Below are 20,157 nucleotides of genomic sequence, written 5' to 3'. Positions count from 1 at the left end.
AACCGTTCAATAGGGCACCTGGTCGGTCGGGTACTTCCAGAAGTCCTTCAGCAGGTAGCTCATCGGCAGGTTCAGCGACTCGTTCTTCGGCGGGATCGGCTGCACGAACCAGCGCTCGTACATCGCCCGAGCCTCGCCGCTGTAGATGAGCCGGCGCAATTCGGCGTCGACCAGCTTCTTGAACTCGGCGTCGCCCTTGGGCAGCATGATCGCGAGCGGGTCGATGGTCAGGAACTTGCCCACCACCTGCAGCGAGCCCGGCTGGCGGCTTTTGGCGCGCTGGCCGTACAACAGCACGTCGTCCATCACGAAGCCCTCGGCCTGCCCGCTTTCCACCATCGCCGTGGCGGCGTCGAGGTCCGGTGCCTCGATCACGGTGATGCGCAGCAGCCGTTCGGCGTTGGCACGCACGATGGCCTTCATCGGCGCAGTGCCGGGAACCGACACGACGCGCTTGCCTTCGAAGTCTTCGAGCTTCTCGATGCCGCTGTCGGCCCGCACCAGATAGCGCGCCCCGGTGATGTAGTGCGGCACGGTGAAGCTGACCTGCTCGCGCCGCTCCGCGGTGTTGGTGGTCGATCCGCATTCGAGGTCGGCCCGGCCCTGCGCAATGAACTGCACGCGGTTGGCCGGTGTGATCTGTACGTAGCGGCGCGCCAGCGCCGGCAACCCCAGTTGCTTGCGCACCGCTTCCGCGATGTGCGTGCACAGATCGAGCGCGTAGCCGATGGGCTGGCCGTTCGGCCCCACGTACGAAAACGGCACCGACGATTCGCGGTGCGCGAGCACGATCGTGCCGGCCTGGCGGATGCGGTCGAGCACCGGGCCTGCGCCGGCGGCGTGGCACGCCAGCGCCGTTGCAGCGAGCACCATGGCGCGGCCCAGCCCGCGCACCGGCAGCAGTGCGTTCATTTTCCGACCCTCCTGTGTGCGGGTTCAGGTGACGGTGGCCAGGCGTGCGGGCTGCAGCGCCCAGCGCACGGTGGCCTCGGCCAGCAGTTGGGTGGCATCGAGCACCGGAACGGCCGCGTGCTGCAGCACCAGCGGGATCTCGGTGCACGCCAGCACGATGGCGTCGACGCCCTGGTCGACCAGGCGCTCCGCCGCCTCGCGCAGCAACCATTCGGCACGTCCCAGCTGGCCGGCTTTCACCGCCTCGATGCCGGGATCGACTCCCTCATGCTGCTCGGCCTGTGACGGCTGCAGCCATTCGATGCCTCGTGCACGCGCCGGCCCTTGCGCAGCACGCTTCGCATACAAGCCGGCAGCCACGGTGGCCCGCGTGCCGAGCAAGCCCACGCGGGAGAAACTGCCACCTTGCACCAGTGCCTCGATCACCGGATCGGCGATGTGCAACACCGGCACGCCGACGGCCTGCCGCAGCTCGTCATACCAGAAGTGCGCGGTGTTGCAGGGCATCACCAGCAGCTCGGCCCCTGCGGCCTCGAGGCTGCGAGCGATGCAGACCAGCGCAGGAGCCGGCGAGTCGGCTCCGTCGAGGATGCTGGCGGCGCGGTCCGGGATCTGCGGGATCGAATGGATCAGCAACGGCACGTGGTCCTGGTCGCGCCGGGCCGGCGTCGCGGCGACCAGCTTGCGGTGGAAGTCCGCCGTCGCGGCAGGCCCCATGCCGCCCAGCACACCCACCAGCGGCAGCGCGCCGACCCTGATGCCTTGCATGATCGTCACGTCCGGGTCCCGGTGCCGGTTCACAACGCCGGGCGGTCCGTCGGTGCACCCAGGTGCTTGCGCAGCTCGGCGCTCATCGGCACATTGAGGTTCGTGCCCCTGGGCGGGATGGGCGACTGGAACCACTTCTTGTACAGGGCCTCGAACTCGCCCGATTTGATCACGCTGCGCAGCGTGTCGTCGACCAGTTTCTTGAAGCCCGGATCGTCGCGGCGCAGCATGATCGCGTAGGGCTCCACCTGGAGGGCTTCGCCGACCACGGCCCAGTCCTGCGGGTTGCGGGCGTTGGCCATCAGGCCGTAGAGCAGGATGTCGTCCATCCCGAAGGCGGCTGCACGTCCGGACTCGACGTAGAGCATCGAGTCGGCGTGGTCCTTCGCGGGAACGAGCTGCGCGTCGATCTTCTGCTCGAAGAGATGCTTGCGCAGCAGTGCGATGTTGGTCGTGCCGGTGGTCGACACCAGCGTCTTGCCCTTCAGGTCGTCGATGCTCTGGATGCCAGAGCTCTTGCGCGTCAGCAGGCGCGTGCCCGTGTAGAAATGGTTGATGCCGAACTCGACCTGCTCGCGCCGGTTGGTGTTGTTGGTGGTCGATCCGCACTCGATGTCGACCGTGCCGTTCTGAATCAGCGGAATGCGGTTCTGCGACGTGACCGGCTGGTACTCGACCTTGAGGTCGGGCCGCTTCAGCTGCGTTTTTGCCGCTTCGACGATGCGCGCGCACAGGTCCATTGCGAACCCGATCGGCTTGCTGCCGTCGAGGTAGCTGAACGGCACCGAACTCTCACGGTGCCCCACCTTGATGGCGCCCGTTTGCGCGATGCGCTCCAGGGTGCCGGACTGGGCGCCGGCAACGGAACACGCCAGCGCGGCCGCCACGGCGATGAAGGTAGAACGCAGACCCATGATGAACCCCTCGAAGGATGACAACGGATGAGGGGCACTGTACGGATTGAGCGCGCGCCGCGCCAATATGAAAGCGGGGCGCGTCTATAAGCCAGCCTTATGCCTTGCCGTCAGCGGGCATCGACAATGGCTTGCGCGACCTGCCGGATGCACTCGATCAGGTAGCGCGAGGCGCTCAGCTCGGCACCGGCTTGGGGCCACAGGGCGTTCAGCTGCACCGGCACCGCAGGCTCGACGCGCAGTATCGCCAGCGTGTCACTGCGGCGTCCGGCCACCGTGAAGAGGTCGACGAGCGCAGGGCCGAAGCCATGCTCCGCGAGCGACAACGCGGTCTGGTAGGTCTGCACCGTGATGCCGCCGACGAATTCGATGCCGAGCCGGTGAACCATGTCGTTGATCACGAAACCGATCGGGTCCTGCGGGTGGATGCGGATCAGCGGCTTGCCCGACAGCTCCGACAGCTCGACCGTCTTGCGCCCTTTTGGTGCATCGGGCGACAGGCAGACGAGGTGCCCTGTCGCCACGGGTGTTTCTTCCACCGAAGGGTGCGGATGGGTGCCGTACACGACGCCGACGTCGCCTTCGCGCAACGCGATCGCCAGCGCGATGTCGCGCGAATGCAGCGTGCGGATGTTCAGGGCCACCGCAGGGTACTTGCGTCGAAAGCGCTTGAGAGCCAGCGGCAGCAGGTGCGACGACAACGACGGCGGAATCAGGATGCGCAGCTCGTGCTCGGCGGGGTCCCTGAGGTTGGCCGCCAGCGTCCGCACCGACTGCAGCTGGCCGAACAGCTTGTCGACCTCGCTGTACAGCGCCAGCGCCTCCTGCGTGGGCACCAGGCGGTTGCGCACGCGCTTGAACAGCAGGTAGCCGAGCTGCAGCTCGGCATGCTGCAGCGTCTGCGTGACGGCCGGCTGCGACACGTTCAGCAGGCGCGCCGCCCCGCTCAGCGTGCCGGCCACCATGATCGCGTGCAGGACTTCGATGTGCTTGAGCTTCAACCCGCCGTTCCTTCCCTTGCCGTCCGGCTGCATTGCAACACGACCGCGAGTTGCAACGCAGCCCCTGGTAAAGCCCCATGCCCGTCGCGCGGCAAAGTTCCTACACTGAAAGCAGGCAGGACGAGGGCCGGAATGGACACGAACGCCGCCACTGCCGGCGCCGCCGGCAAGACCATCCTCATCGTCGACGACATGCCGGCCAACCTCGGCGTGCTGACCGGCCATCTCGAGCAGCATGGGTATGGCGTCGTGGTCGCGCAGACGGGCGACGAGGCGGTCGAGCGGGCAGATTTCGTGCGGCCCGACCTGATCCTGCTGGACGTCGTGATGCCGGGAGCCGACGGCTTCGAGGCCTGCCGGCGCCTGAAGGCGATGTCCGGCACGCGCGACATCCCTGTGATTTTCATGACCGCCCTGGCAGGCACCGACGACAAGCTCACCGGCTTTGCCGCCGGCGCCGTCGACTACGTCATCAAGCCGATCGACGGGGCCGAGTTGCTGGCCCGAGTGCGCACACACCTCGCGCTGCGCGACCTGCACGGGCGACTGGCCGAGCAGAATGCCTCGCTGCAGCGGGAAATCGCCGCGCGCGAACGCGTGCAGGAGGCGTTGCAGCGCTCCAACGCCGAACTCGAGCAGCTGGCCTATGTGGCATCGCACGACATGCAGGAGCCGCTGCGCATGGTGGCGAGCTACCTGCAGCTGGTCGCCCAGCGCTATCGGGGCCGGCTCGACCCGGACGCGGACGAATTCATCGGCTACGCGGTCGACGGCGCCAAGCGCATGCAGGCGCTCATCAACGATCTGCTCGCCTATTCACGCGTGGGCACGAAGGCGCGGCCGTTCGAGCCGACCGACTGCAACGCCGCACTCGCCGCGGCCATCGACAACCTGGGCCTGGCCGTGGAAGAAAGCGGCGCAGAGCTCACGCACGACATGCTGCCGACGGTGACGGCAGACAGGGTGCAACTGGTGCAGTTGTTCCAGAACCTGCTCGGCAATGCCATCAAGTACCGGCGTGCGACGCCCCCGCAAGTGCACGTCGGCGCATGCGCAAGCGGCGCCGACTGGCATTTCCGGGTGCGCGACAACGGCATCGGCATCGCGCCGGAATACTTCAAGCGGATCTTCGTGCTGTTCCAGCGGCTGCACGGCCGCACCGAATACTCGGGCACCGGCATCGGCCTGGCGCTGTGCAAGCGGATCGTCGAGCGGCATGGCGGAAGCATCTGGGTCGACTCCGACGGCTGCACCGGCTCCACCTTCCACTTCACGCTGCCGATGGAGCCCGCCGCCGGCATCGACGAGGGCCCGAGAACATCACCAGGGACGATATGAAGCGGAGCCGGCAGGGCCGGCCCGCATGGTCCGAGGAGACCTGCCATGCGTCTGTTGTCATTTCGCAAGCGCGCCGCAGCACGGCTTGCCGCGACCGCGCTCGGCCTGGCCGTGCTGCAGGGCTGCCAGCCGCCGGCCGCGCCGAGGGTCGAGCCGGCTCGCGCCGAGCTGGCCGGCAAGAAGATCCTGTGGGTCGACTCCTACCATGAAGGCAACGCCTGGAACGACGGCATCGGTCGCGGCATCGCCGCCACCTTGCAGGGCTCCGGCGTCGAACTGCGCATCGAGCGCATGGACACCGCGCGCCGCGCCGGCGAGCCGTATGCGCGCGAAGCGGCCGCGCGCGCCAAGGCCGCGGTCGAGTCCTTCAAGCCCGACGTGCTGATCGTCACCGACGACGCCGCGGCCCGGTACCTGGCGGCCCCTTTCTACCGGGGCGGCACGCTGCCGGTGGTGTTCGCCGGCGTCAACTGGGACGCAGGCGCCTACGGCTTTCCGGCGCCGAACGTCACCGGCATGATCGAGGTCGACCTGGTGCCGCCGCTGGTGCGCGCGCTGCGCGAGCACGCCAAAGGCGACCGGGTGGCCTACCTGAGCGGCGACACGCAAACGCAGGCCAAGGTGGTCGCCATCTACAACGAACGTTTTTTCCAGGGCCGCATGCAGGTCCGGCTGGTGCGCAGCTTCGAGGCGTTCCGTCGGGCCTTCGTCGAACTGCAAGGCCGGGCCGACATGCTCCTGACCGGCAATTACGCCGGCATCGAGGACTGGGACGAAGCCGCCGCACGCGACTTCATGCTGCGGAACACCCGCATCCCCACCGGCTACGTGGACGGCTACATGACACCGCTGGTGCTCGTCACGATGGGCAAGGTCCCCGAGGAACAGGGCGAGCACGCGGCGGGCGTGGCGCTGAAGATCCTCCGGGGCGCTCGCCCTGCCGACATCCCCGTGGCCGAGAACCAGCGCGCGGTGCTGGGCCTGAACCTCGAACTCGCCGATCGGCTGGGTGTCGCGTTCGCCCCGTCGATGCTCAAGAACGCAGGCATCGTGCACCGGGGCACCCGCTGATGCTGCGCGCGATCGGGTCGTCGGTACAACGCAAGATCCTGTTCGGCTTCGCCCTGGTGGTGTCGCTGGTGTTCCTGGCCATGGGCACCAGCTTCTATCAACTGGTGCAGGTGGGGGCGGCGTCGGCCGAGGTGCCGCCACTCAGTGAGCGGCTGGGCCGCCTGCAGGCGATGCGCGTGGACTTCTCGTCGCTGGAGGCGGACATCGAACGCCTGGCCACGCTGGAGTCGCACGAAAGTCGCCAGGCGGTGCAGCATCGGCTCGACGGTTTGCGCGCCGACATCGCGGTGCTGGAGCCCGGCAGCGACTTGAACCGCGCGCTTGCCGCCATCGCCCGCGAGGCCGCCACGCTCGGCCATCCCGGCGAACCCGGCGTGAGCGGGCGCAACGAAAGCCTGATCGCCATCTACGCCGCGCTGCGCGACGCACGAGCGGCGCAGCAGGACGCGTGGCAACAGACGCAGGACCGCCTGCAGGCCGCCGTCGGGCGGCAGCAGGCCATCCTGTCGGACATCCTGCTGCAGCTGGCTGCGGCGGGCGGGCTGCTGGCGCTCACCGCCACAGCCGCCGCGGTGTCGCTCGCGCGCGGCATCGCGGCACCGGTGGCCGAACTGGCGCAGGCGGCGGAGCGCATCGCGTCGGGCGACCTGGACAGTCGCGTGCGGGTCGGCACGCGCGACGAGATCGGCGTGCTGGCCGTCAAGTTCAACCAGATGGCGGAGCAGTTGCAGTGCACGCTCGCGGACCTGCGGCGCAGCGAAGAGAACTACCGCGGCATCTACGCCAACGCGCTTGAAGGCATCTGGCGCGTCGGCCCTGACGGCAGCCTGCTGAGCGCCAACCCCGCATACGCGCGCATGCTCGGCTACGACTCGCCGCAGCAGCTGCTCGAGCACGTGCCCAACGTCGCGTCGCTGTACGTCGAGCCGGGCGACCGCGACGCGCTGCTGGCACAGCTGCGCCAGCGTCATGCCGTGATCGCGCACGAACTCAACCTGCTGCGCCGCGACGGCCGGCCGATCTGGATGGCCGTCAGTCTGCGCGAGGTGCGCGACGATGCCGGTCGGCTGCAGTATCTGGAGGGGTTCGGCACCGAGATCACCGAGCGGCACGATGCCCAGGAAGAGCTGCGCCGCCACCGCGACCATCTGGAGGAGCTGGTGCAGGCACGCACGGCCGAACTGCAGGCCGCCAAGGAACGTGCCGAGGTCGCTAACCGCACGAAGAGCGCCTTCCTGGCGAACATGAGTCACGAACTGCGCACGCCGCTGAACGCGGTGCTGGGCTTTGCGCAGATCCTGGAGAACGACACGGCGCTCGACTCCGCTCAGCGCGACCGGGTGCGCACCATCCGCACCAGCGGCGAGCATCTGCTGACGCTGATCAACGACGTGCTCGACCTCGCCAAGATCGAGGCGGACAAGCTCGAGTTGCAGCACGCCGAGGTGGCGCTGCCGCGCCTGTTGCGGTCGCTGGCCGACATGATGCGCATCAAGGCCGAGCAGAAGGGCCTGGAGTTCGCTTACGAGGCCGCCTCCGACATCCCGCATACCGTGATGGCCGATGAGCGGCGACTGCGCCAGGTGCTGCTCAACCTGCTCGACAACGCCGTGAAGTTCACCGACCGCGGCAGCGTCCGGCTGCGCGTGCACTTCGAGCCGCCGCAACGCATGTGCTTCGAGGTGGCCGACACCGGCGCCGGTGTTCCCCAGGAAGACCGCGAGCGCATCTTCCTGCCTTTCGAGCAGGCGGGCGCGCCCGAGCAGCGCCCGCAGGGGACCGGCCTGGGCCTGGCGATCAGCCGCCAGCTGGTACACATGATGGGGGGCAGCATCGAACTCGACAGTGCCGTGGGCGCAGGCAGCCGCTTCCGCTTTGCGCTCGAGCTGCGGCCGGCGACCGGCAGCCCGCAAGCACCGCCTGCGGCCCTGCCGTACGTCGGCTACGTCGGCGCGCGCAAGCGGGTGCTGGTGGTCGACGACACTCCCGGCAACCGGGCGATGCTGCTTGACCTGCTGCAGCCGCTGGGCTTCGAGATCTGCGAGGCCGCCGACGGTCGCGCCGCCGTTGAGCAGGCGCAGGCCGTGCACCCCGACCTGGTGCTGATGGACAACGTGATGCCGGACATGGACGGACTGCAAGCCACCCAGGTGCTGCGCCGCACACCGGGTTGCGAGCAGATCCCCGTGATCATCGTCTCCGCGCGCGCCTCGCCGGCGGACCGCCTCAACAGCCTGGCGGCCGGTGCCGACGCCTTCCTGCCCAAGCCCATCGACCTCACCCGCCTGCTGCACGAGATCGGTTCGCTGCTGGGGCTGACCTGGCGGCCCGCCGACGGGCCGACGGCAGCTCATGCGACGCCGCAGGCGATCACGCCCCCTCCCCCCGACGAGCTCGAGGCGCTGTATCGGCTGGCCCAGATCGGCAACATGCGCAGCATCCGCGCCCACGCCGACCGCATCGAAACCCTGGACGCGGCATATCGGCCGTTCGCCCAGCGGCTGCGCCAGCTGGCGGCGCACTTCCAGTCTCGCGCCATCCTGGACTGGGTCAAGGGCTTCCGCGGCGAGGCCTGAATGTGCCCGCCTGGCACTCCCGCCCCCAACCCCCCGGGAAATCAGGTGTCCCGGCAGAGTACCGGATGGCTATAGTGGGGCGACGCATCCAGCCGTGAGGGAGGCGTACATGTCGAGCAGAACACCGCCCCGGGCCATCGAGATCCTGATGGTCGAAGACAACCCCGGCGACGTGCGTCTGACACGCGAGGCGTTCAAGGAAGGCAAGGTGCGCAACGAGCTGCACGTGGCCGAGGACGGCGTCGCGGCGCTCGACTTCCTCTATCGCCGCGCGCCTTACCAGCAGGCGCCCCGACCGGACCTGATCCTGCTCGACCTGAACCTGCCCAAGAAGGATGGCCGCGAGGTGCTCGAGACCATCAAGTCCGACCCGTCCCTGAAGACCATACCCGTCGTGATCCTGACCACCTCGCAAGCCGAGGAGGACGTGATCCGTGCCTACCACCTGAATGCCAACTGCTACGTCACCAAGCCGGTCGACTTCGAACAGTTCATGCGCATCGTGCAGACGATAGAAGAATTCTGGCTGTCGGTCGTCACGCTGCCGCCCAGGAGCGGGTCATGAACGATCCGATCACGGTGCTGCTGATCGAGGACAACCCGGCCGACGCCCGGCTGATCGAGGTGATGCTGGCGCAGGCCCCCGGGCCGCGCTGCCTGCTGAGCTGGGTGGTGCTGCTGGAGGACGGCGCCGCAAGCCTGCGCCGACAGCCGGCCGACGTCGTGCTGCTCGACCTGGGCCTGCCCGGCAGCACCGGGCTGGAGACGGTGCAGCGGCTGCTGTCGCTGGTGCCGCGCGTACCGCCGCTGGTGGTGTTGAGCGGCCTCACCGACGAAGACGTCGCGCTGCAGGCGCTGCAACTCGGCGCCCAGGACTACCTGGTCAAGGGGGCCGTGGACAGCCGGCTGCTGGCACGCACGATCCGCTACGCGATGGGCCGCAGCCAGGCCGAGGAGGCGCTGCGGCGGGCGCATGCCGAGCTGGAGGTGCGCGTGGCCGAGCGCACCGCCGAACTGGCGCGCGCAGTCGAGGCGCTGCACGCCGAAATCACGGTGCGCACGCAGGCCGAAGAGGCGCTGAGACGCCACCGCGACCAGTTGGAGGACGTGGTGCGCGAGCGCACGGCCGAACTGGTGGCGGCCAAGGAGAAGGCCGAGGTCGCCAACAAGGCCAAGAGCGTCTTCCTGGCCAACATGAGCCATGACCTGCGCACGCCGCTCAGCGGCATCCTGGGTTTCGCCCAACTGCTGCAATGCGACCAGACGCTGACGGCCCGGCAGGCCGTCGGCATCAACGCGATCCGCGAGAGCGGCGAGCATCTGCTGACGCTGATCAACGACATCCTCGACTCGGCCAAGATCGAGGCCGGCAAGCTGGAGCTGATGCCCACCGACGTCGAGCTGCCCAGATTCCTCGGTGTCATCGCGAGCCTGATCCGCGTGAAGGCCGAGCAGAAACCGGGCTTGAGCTTCGTCTGCGACTGCACGCCCGGCCTGCCGCTGCGCATCCACGCCGACGAGCGCCGCCTGCGCCAGGTGCTGCTGAACCTGCTGGACAACGCCGTGAAGTTCACGGAACGTGGACAGGTTGCCTTGCGCGTCGCACGCACCGGTCCGGCCCAGTTGCGCTTCGAGGTCTCGGACACCGGCATCGGTATCAGCGAAGAACAGATCCACCACCTGTTCCGTCCCTTCGAGCAGGTCGGCGACGCCCACCTGCGCAGCCGCGGCACCGGCCTGGGACTGGCCATCTGCCGACAGTTCGTGCAGTTGATGGGGAGTGACATCCACGTGCACAGCCGGCTCGGGGAAGGCAATACGTTCTGGTTTGAACTGCGCAACGGCATCTCTGCCGAGGAGGGTGCCGCCCCCCTGCTCGACGCGGGCCGGCGGCACAAGGTGCTGGTCATGGACGACGCGCTGCCCAGCCGGCTGCAGCTCGCCACCCTGCTCGGCCCGCTCGGCTTCGAGGTGTTCCACGCCGCAGGCGGCTACGATGGCTTGGCCCTGGCGCCCGCCATCCTGCCGGACCTGATCATGCTCGACACCACGATGTCCGACCTCGGTGGCCTGGGTGTCGTGCGCCGCCTGCGGGCGATGCCCAGCCTGCGTGAAGTACCGATCGTCGCGCTGTCGTCCAGCACCGCGCCCGACGTGAGCGACAGCACGCTGGCGGCCGGCGCGAATGCGGTGCTGGCCAAGCCGGTGAACCTGGATCATCTGCTGCCCTGCCTGTCCGGCTTGCTCGCCCCGGCTTGGTCGCCGCCGTGAGGCCGCGGGCGGCACCGCCTGCTCAATAACTTTCGACTATTGCCGATTTTTCGAGGATCAATTTCCTCGAAATTGATCGGGCGCGTACTCTCCATAGCATTGAGCAATACCTATTCGTTGCCCGATAGCCAAAGGAGCCGCCCATGTACGAACTCGTCCTCGAACTGATGGCCGCCCTGGCTGAAGCCCTTTGACCGTCCAGGAGCCGACCATGAGCCACCGCACCACCCTCACCACTGCCTCCGGCATCCCCGTCGCCGACAACCAGAACTCGCTGACCGCCGGGCCGCGCGGCCCGGTGCTGCTGCAGGACTTCCACCTGATCGAAAAGCTGCAGCACTTCAACCGCGAGCGTGTGCCCGAGCGTGTCGTTCATGCGAAAGGTTCGGCGGCCTACGGCACCTTCACCGTCACGAACGACATCACCCAGTACAGCTGTGCCGCCCTGTTCCACACCGTCGGCAAACAGACGCCGGTGTTCCTGCGCTTCTCGACGGTCGGCGGCGAGAAGGGCTCGGCCGATACCGAGCGCGACCCGCGGGGCTTCGCCGTCAAGTTCTACACCGAAGAAGGCAACTGGGACCTGGCCGGCAACAACACGCCCGTCTTTTTCATCAAGGACCCAAGCAAGTTCCCCGACTTCATCCACACGCAAAAGCGCGACCCGCAGACCAACCTGAAGTCGCCGACGATGATGTGGGACTTCTGGAGCCAGTCTCCCGAGGCCCTGCACCAGATCACGACGCTGTTCTCCGACCGCGGCACGCCCGATGGCTATCGCCACATGCACGGCTTCGGCAGCCACACCTTCAGCTTCGTGAATGCCGTCGGCGAGCGCTTCTGGGTCAAGTTCCACTTCCGCTCGATGCAGGGCATCAAGAACCTGAGCGTCGCCGACGCGGTGCGCCTGGCAGGCGAGGACCCTGACTATGCGCAGCGCGATCTGTTCGACGCGATCGACAGCAAGGAATTCCCCAGGTGGCGCCTGTGCGTGCAGGTGATGCCCGAAGTCGAGGCCGAGAGCTGGTCGAAGAAGACCGGCTGGAACCCGTTCGACCTGACCAAGGTGTGGCCTTACAAGGACTACCCGCTGATCGAGGTCGGGGTGCTGGAGCTGAACCGCAACCCCGAGAACTACTTCGCCGAAGTGGAGCAGGCGGCGTTCTCGCCGGCCAACGTGGTGCCGGGCATCGGCTTTTCGCCCGACAAGATGCTGCAGGGCCGCATCTTCGCGTACCACGATGCCCATCTGTATCGCGTCGGTACCAACTACCAGCAGGTTCCGGTCAACAAGCCGCAGTGCCCGTACCACACCTACCAGCGCGACGGTGCGATGCGCTTCGACGGCAACGGCGGCTCGGGCCCGAACTACGAGCCGAACCGCTTTGCCTCGGCTCCCAAGCAGGCCCCGGCCTACAAGGAGCCGCCGCTGAAGGTCAGCGGCGACGCCGACCGCTACGACCACACGGTGGACGGCGATCCGTACACCCAGGCCGGCAACCTGTTCCGGGTGCTGAAGGAAGACGAGCGCGATCGCCTGACGAGCAACATCGCCGGCGCAATGCGGGGGGTGCCGCTGGACATCATCCAGCGCCAGCTGGTGCATTTCGCCAAGGCCGACCCGCACTACGGCGACGCCATCGCGCGCAAGCTGGGCGTGACCGCGCCCGACGTGCAGTAAGCCGACGGCGGCCGAGGCCGCCTGGAAAAAAGGAGAACCGAGATGAGCCGCATCAGAACCGCAAGCCTGGACGACTGGCGCCGGAAGGCCGGCATGGCGGTCTTCGCCACCGGCTGGATCGCGCTGATGCACGAGATCGCGCGCTGGGTCTCGGCCGCCTGATACACCGCTTGTCGCCTTGGGGCCCGGCGTCGTTTCGCGGGCCCCTTTTTTGGGCGCCGGGCGCCCCTTGTCCTGCCGTCGCGCCCGGACTTTCGCGTGGACCGATTGACAATGCCCGCCTCGTTCGCCAACACTGCCGCCATGACCTCCACCAAGACCCTGCTGCTACTAGCGCTAGCCACTTCATTGCTGGCTGGACTGGGCCGCCTCGGGTCTTGGAAGCCGCGCCTCACGCGCCGCTGATCCCCTCCCCCGAATCTTCCCCCGACCCAGGGCCAGCCTCCGAGCTGGCCCTGGTCGTTTTGCGTCTTCCTTTTTCACCACCGAAAGCTTCAGTATGTTGAGCCACCCGTCCTCGAAGTACCGTGCCTTTCCCCCCGTCGCGCTGGCCGACCGCACCTGGCCGAGCCGCACGATCACGCAGCCGCCGATCTGGATGAGCACCGACCTGCGCGACGGCAACCAGGCGCTGTTCGAGCCGATGGACGGCCCTGCCAAGCTGCGCATGTTCGAGATGCTGTGTCGCGTCGGCTTCAAGCAGATCGAGGTGGCGTTCCCGTCAGCGTCGCAGACGGATTTCGACTTCGTGCGCCGGCTGATCGAGGAGGACCGCATCCCGGAGGACGTGACCATCGAGGTGCTGACGCAGGCGCGCGAAGACCTGATCCGTCGCACCTTCGAATCGCTGCGCGGCGCGCCGCGCGCCATCGTGCACCTGTACAACGCCACGGCACCGGCCTTCCGTCGCATCGTCTTCGACATGGGCCGCGACGAGGTGCGCGAACTGGCCGTGCGCAGCGCAACCCTGGTGCGTGACCTGGCCGCTCAACAGCCCGGCACGCACTGGACCTTCCAGTACAGCCCCGAAGTGTTCAGCGGCACCGAGCTCGACTTCGCCTGCGAGGTGGTCGACGCCGTCATGGACGTGTGGCAGCCGACGCCGGAACACCGGGCCATCGTCAACCTGCCGGCCACGGTGGAGATGAGCACGCCCAATCTCTATGCCGACCAGATCGAATGGATGCATCGCCGCTTGCGGCGGCGCGACAGCCTGGTGCTCAGCGTGCACCCCCACAACGACCGTGGCACCGCTGTGGCTGCGGCCGAACTGGCGGTGATGGCCGGCGCCGACCGCGTCGAGGGTTGCCTGTTCGGCAACGGCGAGCGCACCGGCAACGTCGACCTGGTCACGTTGGCACTCAATCTGTACAGCCAGGGCGTCCCCCCGGGCCTCGACTTCTCGCAGATCAACGAGGTGGCGCGCACGGTGGAAGACTGCATGCAGCTGCCGATCCACCCGCGCCACCCCTATGTCGGCGACCTCGTGTTCACGGCCTTCTCCGGCTCCCACCAGGACGCCATCAGGAAGGGCATGGCCGCACAACGGCCGGATGCCGTGTGGGAGGTGCCCTATCTGCCGATCGACCCGGCCGACGTGGGGCGCACCTATGACTCGATCGTGCGCATCAACAGCCAGTCGGGCAAGGGCGGCATTGCCTACCTGCTCGAGTCGGGCTACGGCCTGGTGATGCCGCGCCGCTTGCAGGTCGAGTTCAGCGCCGCGGTGCAGCGCGTGGCCGACGCCAGCGGCAGCGAGTTGAGCGCCCGCTCGCTGTGGCAGTTGTTCGACGACGAATACCTGGCATCGCGCCCGCCATTGCGCTATGTCTCGCATGAAAGCCACGAACGCGACGGCCGTGTCGAGATCCAGCTCACGGTGGAGGCGACGGGCCGGCGCATGCAACTGCACGGCAGCGGCAACGGCCCGCTGGACGCGGCCGTGCATGCGCTGGGGCTGCCTGTGCGCATCGACAGCTACGAGGAGCGCGCATTGCAGGGCGGCTCCGATGCGCAAGCCGTGGCCTTTGTCGAGCTGGCCTGGCCCGGCATCGCCGGCAGCGCCTTCGGTGTCGGCCTGCACACCAGCATCCTGAGCGCGTCGATCCTGGCCCTGGTCAGTGGCGTCAACCGCTGGCACGCCCGCGAGCCGCAGGCAGTGGACGCCGCCTTCGCGCAGTGGGCACGACGACCGGCAGCCGCATGATGAGCACCACGATGGAAGCTGCCCCGTGGGCGCGTTGGCGCGAAATAGAGGTCGTCATCGATGCGGTGCACGACATCGGCCCCGACCGCCGCATCGCGGCTCGCGCCGAAGTCCGTGCGCCGCACTGCGAGCGCTGCGGTCCGGCGGCGCGCATGTCGCGACACGGCCTGCTGACGCGCCAGCTGCGCGACCTGCCGCACGACGGTCGCCCGACCTGGCTCAGTGTCCAGTTGACACGCTGGCGCTGTGCCGCGTGCGGGCAGACGGCAACACCGTCGATGGCGGGCGTGCAATCTCGCCGCCGCATGACGCAGCGGCTGATCGACTGGCTGGTGCGCGAATCGGCCGTACGGCCGGCGGCGCAGCTGGCGCGCGAGGCCGGCATCGACGAAAAGACGGTGCGCGGCGTGCTGAGCGCGGCCCGGGGGCGTGTCGCCGTGCTGAGCTAGGCGTCTGGGGACGGTTGCCCGCCCGGAACTGCTGGCGCTACTTCAGCTTGTGCCCGCAGCTGCCGCAGAACACGTCGTTGGGCGAGATCGGCGAGTGGCATGACGGGCAGGCGAGCTGCGCCGCATTGCCCGTCACCGGCGCCGCCGGTGCGGCAGGCGACGGCATGATGACCGTGCGCTCCTCAGCGGCCGGAGCCGAGGGGGGTGCAGGGGCCGGCGCGGCGGCGGCCGCAGGTGCCGTCGTGGCGGACGGCTCCGCCTTGCGTGCCTGCTCGGCGCGCTGGCGTGCCGCCTCCTGCACCTCCTGTGCACGCCGGCGGGCTTCGTCGGCCGCCTGCTGCGCCTTCTCGCGGGTCTTCGCAAGCGCCGTGTCCAAGGCCGCTTCGGCTGCCTCGACGTTCAAGCCGCTGGTCAGCTTCAGGTAGGTCAGGCACAGCCCGTAGAGCATCAACGCACCGAACACGGCGCCCACCACGGCCCAGACGATGCCTGCGCCGATCATGCCGCCGTACATCACGCTGACCGACGGACCGACTGCGCCGTAGCCGTCCATGCCGTTCATCATCGAACCCATGCCGCCGAACGGCATGCCGTCCAGGATCGAAGCCGACAGACCCGCGCTGGCCATGAAGCCCATGCCGACGAAGCCGCCCACCAGCATCGCGACGAAGCCCACCACCAGGAACAACAGCACCAGGTGCAAAAAGGCTTCGAGGGGCCGCTGCGAGGCCACGGCCCACAGCTGCGACAGTGCGCGCTTGAGCGAATGCCCTTCGAACAGCGCCGGTGCCGACAGCGCCCAGGCGACATACAGGCCGAGGAACAGCAGCGCCCCGGTGAAGGTCAGGACCGGCAGCACGACGATCAACAGCAGCCCGCCGATGCCAGGGATCTTGCACAGGTACAGCAGCACCGCGGCGGCGAGGAACCACACCAGCAGCGCCGCACCGAGGATCAGCAACAGCCCCAGCATGCGCAGCACCACCATCGGGCTGGCGGTGAAGGCCGGCAGCGTCGGCGTGATCGGCCGGCCCTGCGCCTGGTCCATGAACTGGTGGCCGGCGGTCACGGTGCCCAGCAGCATCAGCACATAGCCGGCCAGCATGAACAGCGCCACCAGCACCGGCACGCCGGTCGCGAAGCCGATGCCGAACAGCACCGCCATGCCGACGAACGTGCACAACAGCGTCAGCAGGCCCGGGCGGTTGCGCCAGGCCTCGCCGATGCGCATCAGGCTGTAGGGGCCGCTGGGGCTGAAATTGAATGGTGTCGACATGGCTTCCCTCCGGGTTCGTTGGCGCGCAACGATACCCCGGAAGGCGGCGGCATCCAAGCCAACAGGGTGGGGATGGACAGCGTGAGGACGCTTCAGATCGCCAACGGGTCGATGTCCACCGCCCAGCGCACCAGCGCCTTGTGCTCGCCGCGCAGTGCGTGCAGTTGCGGCAGCCACTGCGACAGGAAGCGCTGCAGCGCCGGCCGCGATCCGGACTCGACCAGCATCTGGGCGCGCTCGATGTTGGCCACTCGGGCCACGCTCATCGGCACCGGCGGATAGAGCGTCACGCCCGCGGCCGATGCGCCGATCTCGTCGGCCGTGCTGCTGGCCGCCGCCAGCCAGGCCTGCGCAGCCTCTTGCGTACGGGCCTCGGCGCGCAGCAGCGCGAGATGCGCGTGTGGCGGCAGGCCCGCCATCTCACGCTCCTTCAAGGTGTCGGCGGCAAACGCGTCGTAGTCGTGCGCCCGCAATGCCGCATAGAGCGGATGCGTCGGATGCCAGGTCTGGACCAGCATCACGCTGCGCTCGGCCTGCCCGGCGTCGCGGCCGGCGCGGCCCGCTGCCTGCATCAGCAAGGCAAACAGCCGTTCACCGGCACGGAAGTCGCTGCTGAACAGCGCCGCATCGGGATTCACCGCCGCGACCAGCGTCACGCGGCGAAAGTCATGCCCCTTGGCGACCATCTGCGTGCCGACCAGGACGTCGACCTCGCCGGCATGCACGCTGGCGAGCTGGGCCTCCAGCGTGCCCTTCAACCGGGTCGTGTCGGCATCGATGCGCGCGACGCGCGCACCGGGCAGGCTGACGGCGAGTTGCTCCTCCAGCCGCTCGGTGCCGCGGCCGACCGGCTGGATGTCCGGGTTGCCGCATTCCGGGCAGGCGGACGGCACGCGCTCGGTGTAACCGCAGTGGTGGCAACGCAGCGTGCGGTCGACGCGGTGGAACACCCGCCACGCACTGCAATGCGGGCAGCCGCTCTTCCACGCGCACTCCAGGCATTGCAGCACCGGCGCGTAACCGCGGCGGTTCAGCAGCACCAGGCTCTGCTCGCCCTGCGCGACACGTCGCTGCAGCGCGTCGAGCAGCGGCGGCGACAACGCGTGGCTGTGCGCAACGTCTTTCGGGACATGGTTCATGTCGACGAAGCGCACGCGCGGCAAGACGCCTCCGCCGACGCGTGTCGGCATCGCCAGCTTCAGGTAACGCCCGCGCTCGGCCTGGTGCCAGCTTTCCAGCGACGGGGTCGCCGAGCCGAGCAACACGGTCGCGCCTTCCAGCTTGCCGCGGTAGACCGCCAGGTCGCGTGCCGAGTAGCGGGCGCCTTCCTGGCTCTTGTACGACGGGTCATGCTCCTCGTCGACGACGACCAGCCCCAGCCGCGGCAGCGAGGCGAACACCGCCATGCGCGTGCCCAGCACGATGTCGGCGCGGCCCAGGTGCGCGGCCAGCCAGTGCCTCAGCCGCTGTGCCGGTGTCAGACCGCTGTGCAGCGAAACGATCACGCGGTCGGGAAAGCGCTCGGAAAAACGCGCCTCGAGCTGCGGCGTCAGATTGATCTCCGGCACCAGCACCATGGCCTGGCGGCCGGCATCGAGCGCCCGCGCCACGGCGCGCAGGTAGACCTCGGTCTTGCCGCTGCCGGTGCTGCCGTGCAGCAGGGCCACCTGCGCGGCGTCACCCGTCAGCCCGGCCAGCGCCGCGTCCTGTTCGGCCGTGAGGGTCGGCAGCGCTGGCGCGGTGCCTCCGGCAGGCTGCAGCTTCGCGAGCTTCTTCAACCGCAGCGCGAGCTGCTTGTCGGCGAGCTTGCGCAGATCGGCCGGCAACGCCGCATGCGCGACCTCACCGACGCTGCGCTGGTAGTACCCGGCCGCGAACTCGACCAGCGCGCACCAGGCCGCCGGCAAGGGCGGCAACTGCGTCAACACCTCGCCGACCGGCTTCAACTCGACACCCGGCTCGGGCTGCGGGCCCTGCGGCCACACGATCCCGCACACCGTGCGCCGCCCGAGTGGCACCTGGACCAGCGAGCCGGCAGGCAGCGGCACCTGCGCGTCGTAGCTCAGGGCGCCGCGCACGGTGCTGTGCTGCGGTGTGTCGACGACGACTGCGACCGTTACCACGCCGGGCCCTTCTCGTGCGCGTCCCGCACGAAACGACTTGGTGCGCCCGGTCCGGTTAGCCCTGTCATTTCTCCCAGTCCCTCAAGAATGGCCCGTAAGCGCTTGATTCAAAACGGCTTTTAAAGCTATCCACGGATCCTGTGGAAAACTTTGTGGGCAACCTGCGCAAACGCGCGCTAACTGCTTGTGGGACGGGCACTTGCGCTGGTTTGACGCCGCACAAGGCAATCCTTCATACCTAAGTAAATCAAGGACTTAGCACACACTTCACAAAAACCCATGCTGTGCCGCCGCAAAACGTCGTGTCGAAAGTCACATCGCCCGTTTTGGGGATAAGTCAAGCGTCAACGCCAAATTTTTCGGGTTAACCCCAGTTGCTGCAAGGTCTGTTCGGACTTGGTAGCAGGAGGTTTTCATGCCTGTTCTCCGCGTGGCGCCGCCCCCGAAACGCGGGGTGGCGAAGCACTCACCGTGCCCGCATGCCGCGCGAATATTCGTGCACGGCGTCCACCAGCACGCTGACGCGGTCCGGCGGCGTGAACTGGCTGATGCCGTGTCCCAGGTTGAACACATGGCCAGCGTGCGAGCCGTCCGCGTTGAGCGACGGACCGAAGCTCTCCAGGGTGCGCGCGACCTCCGCACGGATCTGCTCGGGCGACGCGAACAGCACCGCCGGATCCAGGTTGCCCTGCAGCGCCACGCGCTCACCCACCCGCGCACGCGCCTGCCCGAGGTTGACGGTCCAGTCCACGCCCACCGCGTCGGTATCGAGCGCCGCGATCGCCTCCAGCCACAGCCCGCCGCCCTTGGTGAAGACGATGCGGGGGATGTGCTGGCCGGCATGGGCCTTCTTCAGTTGCTGCAGCACCCGCTGCGTGTAGGCCAGACTGAACTTCTGGAACGCGCCGTCGGCCAGCACGCCGCCCCAGGAATCGAAGATCATCACGGCCTGCGCGCCGGCCTCGATCTGCGCGTTCAGGTAAGCGGCGACCGCGTCTGCATTGACCTGCAGGATTCGATGCATCAGGTCGGGGCGCTGGTAGAGCATGGTCTTGACCAGCCGGTAGTCGTCGGAGCCGCTGCCTTCGACCATGTAGCAGGCCAGCGTCCACGGGCTGCCCGAGAAGCCGATCAGCGGCACGCGGCCGTTCAGCGCGCGACGGATGCTGGCCACGGCGTCGAACACGTACTGCAGCTTCGCCATGTCGGGCACCGCGAGCTTCGCGACCGCCTGCTCGTCGCGCACCGGGGTCGCGAAGCGCGGGCCCTCGCCGGCCGCGAAGCTCAGGCCCAGGCCCATCGCGTCGGGCACCGTCAGGATGTCGCTGAACAGGATGGCGGCATCGAGCGCATAGCGCTGCAGCGGCTGCAGCGTGACCTCGGTCGCGAAATCGGGATTCGTCGCCAGGCCCATGAAGCTGCCGGCCCGGGCGCGGGTGGCGTTGTATTCGGGCAGGTAGCGGCCGGCCTGGCGCATCAGCCACACGGGCGTGTGGTCGGTCGGCTGGCGCATCAGCGCCCGCAGGAAGCAGTCGTTCTGGAGGGGGGCAAACATCGGTGGATTATCGCCG

At 68.4% G+C, this 20,157-nt stretch carries 15 protein-coding genes; 8 read left to right on the top strand and 7 right to left on the bottom strand.

The genetic code is table 11. From position 1 onward, the window contains the following. Positions 1-6 precede the first annotated feature (6 nt). The 4 genes from M8A51_RS19520 to M8A51_RS19505 all read right to left on the bottom strand — a co-directional run bounded on the left by M8A51_RS19520 (position 7) and on the right by M8A51_RS19505 (position 3,595). Positions 7-912, bottom strand: a complete 906-nt coding sequence (locus M8A51_RS19520; protein ID WP_368408572.1) for an amino acid ABC transporter substrate-binding protein — start codon at positions 910-912, stop codon at positions 7-9. Between the two features lie 24 nt (positions 913-936). Further along, positions 937-1,680 (bottom strand): cysteate racemase, encoded by a 744-nt coding sequence (cuyB, locus tag M8A51_RS19515; RefSeq protein ID WP_251780222.1) that lies wholly within the window; start codon positions 1,678-1,680, stop codon positions 937-939. 29 nt (positions 1,681-1,709) lie between these two features. Beyond that, entirely contained in the window at positions 1,710-2,594 is an 885-nt protein-coding gene (locus M8A51_RS19510; protein WP_251780202.1) for an amino acid ABC transporter substrate-binding protein, read from the bottom strand. Positions 2,595-2,704: 110 nt separating this feature from the next. After that, entirely contained in the window at positions 2,705-3,595 is an 891-nt protein-coding gene (locus tag M8A51_RS19505) for a LysR family transcriptional regulator (protein ID WP_251780201.1), read from the bottom strand. Positions 3,596-3,727: 132 nt separating this feature from the next. On the opposite strand from M8A51_RS19505, the gene M8A51_RS19500 reads away from it, so the two are divergent. The 8 genes from M8A51_RS19500 (at position 3,728) to M8A51_RS19465 (ending at position 15,187) form a co-directional block, all read left to right on the top strand. After that, the gene (locus M8A51_RS19500; RefSeq protein WP_251780200.1) at positions 3,728-4,933 is read left to right on the top strand and encodes an ATP-binding protein; all 1,206 of its coding nucleotides are present in this window, start codon (positions 3,728-3,730) and stop codon (positions 4,931-4,933) included. A gap of 45 nt (positions 4,934-4,978) precedes the next feature. Further along, complete coding sequence (locus M8A51_RS19495; protein ID WP_251780199.1) at positions 4,979-6,004, top strand: ABC transporter substrate-binding protein; 1,026 nt, start codon at positions 4,979-4,981, stop codon at positions 6,002-6,004. Next, positions 6,004-8,580 carry an ATP-binding protein gene (locus tag M8A51_RS19490; protein WP_251780198.1) on the top strand — a complete coding sequence of 859 codons (2,577 nt, stop codon included), beginning with the start codon at positions 6,004-6,006 and terminating at the stop codon, positions 8,578-8,580. The genes M8A51_RS19495 and M8A51_RS19490 overlap by 1 nt, the downstream gene beginning before the upstream one ends. Before the next feature lie 109 nt (positions 8,581-8,689). After that, complete coding sequence (locus M8A51_RS19485; protein WP_251780197.1) at positions 8,690-9,145, top strand: response regulator; 456 nt, start codon at positions 8,690-8,692, stop codon at positions 9,143-9,145. Beyond that, on the top strand, positions 9,142-10,851 hold the full coding sequence (locus tag M8A51_RS19480; protein ID WP_251780196.1) for a response regulator: 1,710 nt from the start codon (positions 9,142-9,144) through the stop codon (positions 10,849-10,851). The genes M8A51_RS19485 and M8A51_RS19480 overlap by 4 nt, the downstream gene beginning before the upstream one ends. A gap of 211 nt (positions 10,852-11,062) precedes the next feature. After that, on the top strand, positions 11,063-12,532 hold the full coding sequence (locus M8A51_RS19475) for a catalase (protein ID WP_251780195.1): 1,470 nt from the start codon (positions 11,063-11,065) through the stop codon (positions 12,530-12,532). Between the two features lie 499 nt (positions 12,533-13,031). Next, complete coding sequence (leuA, locus tag M8A51_RS19470; protein WP_251780194.1) at positions 13,032-14,738, top strand: 2-isopropylmalate synthase; 1,707 nt, start codon at positions 13,032-13,034, stop codon at positions 14,736-14,738. An 11-nt stretch (positions 14,739-14,749) separates the two neighbouring features. Continuing rightward, on the top strand, positions 14,750-15,187 hold the full coding sequence (locus tag M8A51_RS19465; protein ID WP_251780193.1) for a transposase family protein: 438 nt from the start codon (positions 14,750-14,752) through the stop codon (positions 15,185-15,187). A 37-nt stretch (positions 15,188-15,224) separates the two neighbouring features. Here M8A51_RS19465 and M8A51_RS19460 read toward each other — a convergent pair whose 3' ends face one another. From M8A51_RS19460 to hemE, 3 genes are all read right to left on the bottom strand, one after another. Next, positions 15,225-16,463, bottom strand: a complete 1,239-nt coding sequence (locus M8A51_RS19460; protein ID WP_251780192.1) for a hypothetical protein — start codon at positions 16,461-16,463, stop codon at positions 15,225-15,227. A 92-nt stretch (positions 16,464-16,555) separates the two neighbouring features. Next, on the bottom strand, positions 16,556-18,586 hold the full coding sequence (locus M8A51_RS19455; RefSeq protein WP_251780191.1) for a primosomal protein N': 2,031 nt from the start codon (positions 18,584-18,586) through the stop codon (positions 16,556-16,558). Positions 18,587-19,052: 466 nt separating this feature from the next. After that, on the bottom strand, positions 19,053-20,141 hold the full coding sequence (hemE, locus tag M8A51_RS19450) for a uroporphyrinogen decarboxylase (RefSeq protein WP_251780190.1): 1,089 nt from the start codon (positions 20,139-20,141) through the stop codon (positions 19,053-19,055). Positions 20,142-20,157: the final 16 nt, after the last annotated feature.

The organism is Caldimonas mangrovi (assembly GCF_023721835.1).
In the GTDB taxonomy this organism is placed as follows: Bacteria; Pseudomonadota; Gammaproteobacteria; order Burkholderiales; family Burkholderiaceae_C; genus Caldimonas; species Caldimonas mangrovi.
The sequence above is the reverse complement of the archived record's forward strand: the minus strand, read 5'-3'. Positions and strand labels throughout refer to the sequence as shown.

Bases quoted from the DNA above. Each gene is read 5' to 3' on its own strand.
- cuyB (WP_251780222.1), bottom strand. From the start codon at position 1,680: ATGCAAGGCATCAGGGTCGGCGCGCTGCCGCTGGTGGGTGTGCTGGGC.
- M8A51_RS19465 (WP_251780193.1), top strand. From the start codon at position 14,750: ATGGAAGCTGCCCCGTGGGCGCGTTGGCGCGAAATAGAGGTCGTCATC.
- M8A51_RS19480 (WP_251780196.1), top strand. From the start codon at position 9,142: ATGAACGATCCGATCACGGTGCTGCTGATCGAGGACAACCCGGCCGAC.
- M8A51_RS19520 (WP_368408572.1), bottom strand. From the start codon at position 912: ATGAACGCACTGCTGCCGGTGCGCGGGCTGGGCCGCGCCATGGTGCTC.
- M8A51_RS19510 (WP_251780202.1), bottom strand. From the start codon at position 2,594: ATGGGTCTGCGTTCTACCTTCATCGCCGTGGCGGCCGCGCTGGCGTGT.
- M8A51_RS19490 (WP_251780198.1), top strand. From the start codon at position 6,004: ATGCTGCGCGCGATCGGGTCGTCGGTACAACGCAAGATCCTGTTCGGC.
- M8A51_RS19500 (WP_251780200.1), top strand. From the start codon at position 3,728: ATGGACACGAACGCCGCCACTGCCGGCGCCGCCGGCAAGACCATCCTC.
- M8A51_RS19475 (WP_251780195.1), top strand. From the start codon at position 11,063: ATGAGCCACCGCACCACCCTCACCACTGCCTCCGGCATCCCCGTCGCC.
- hemE (WP_251780190.1), bottom strand. From the start codon at position 20,141: ATGTTTGCCCCCCTCCAGAACGACTGCTTCCTGCGGGCGCTGATGCGC.
- M8A51_RS19485 (WP_251780197.1), top strand. From the start codon at position 8,690: ATGTCGAGCAGAACACCGCCCCGGGCCATCGAGATCCTGATGGTCGAA.
- M8A51_RS19495 (WP_251780199.1), top strand. From the start codon at position 4,979: ATGCGTCTGTTGTCATTTCGCAAGCGCGCCGCAGCACGGCTTGCCGCG.
- M8A51_RS19460 (WP_251780192.1), bottom strand. From the start codon at position 16,463: ATGTCGACACCATTCAATTTCAGCCCCAGCGGCCCCTACAGCCTGATG.
- leuA (WP_251780194.1), top strand. From the start codon at position 13,032: ATGTTGAGCCACCCGTCCTCGAAGTACCGTGCCTTTCCCCCCGTCGCG.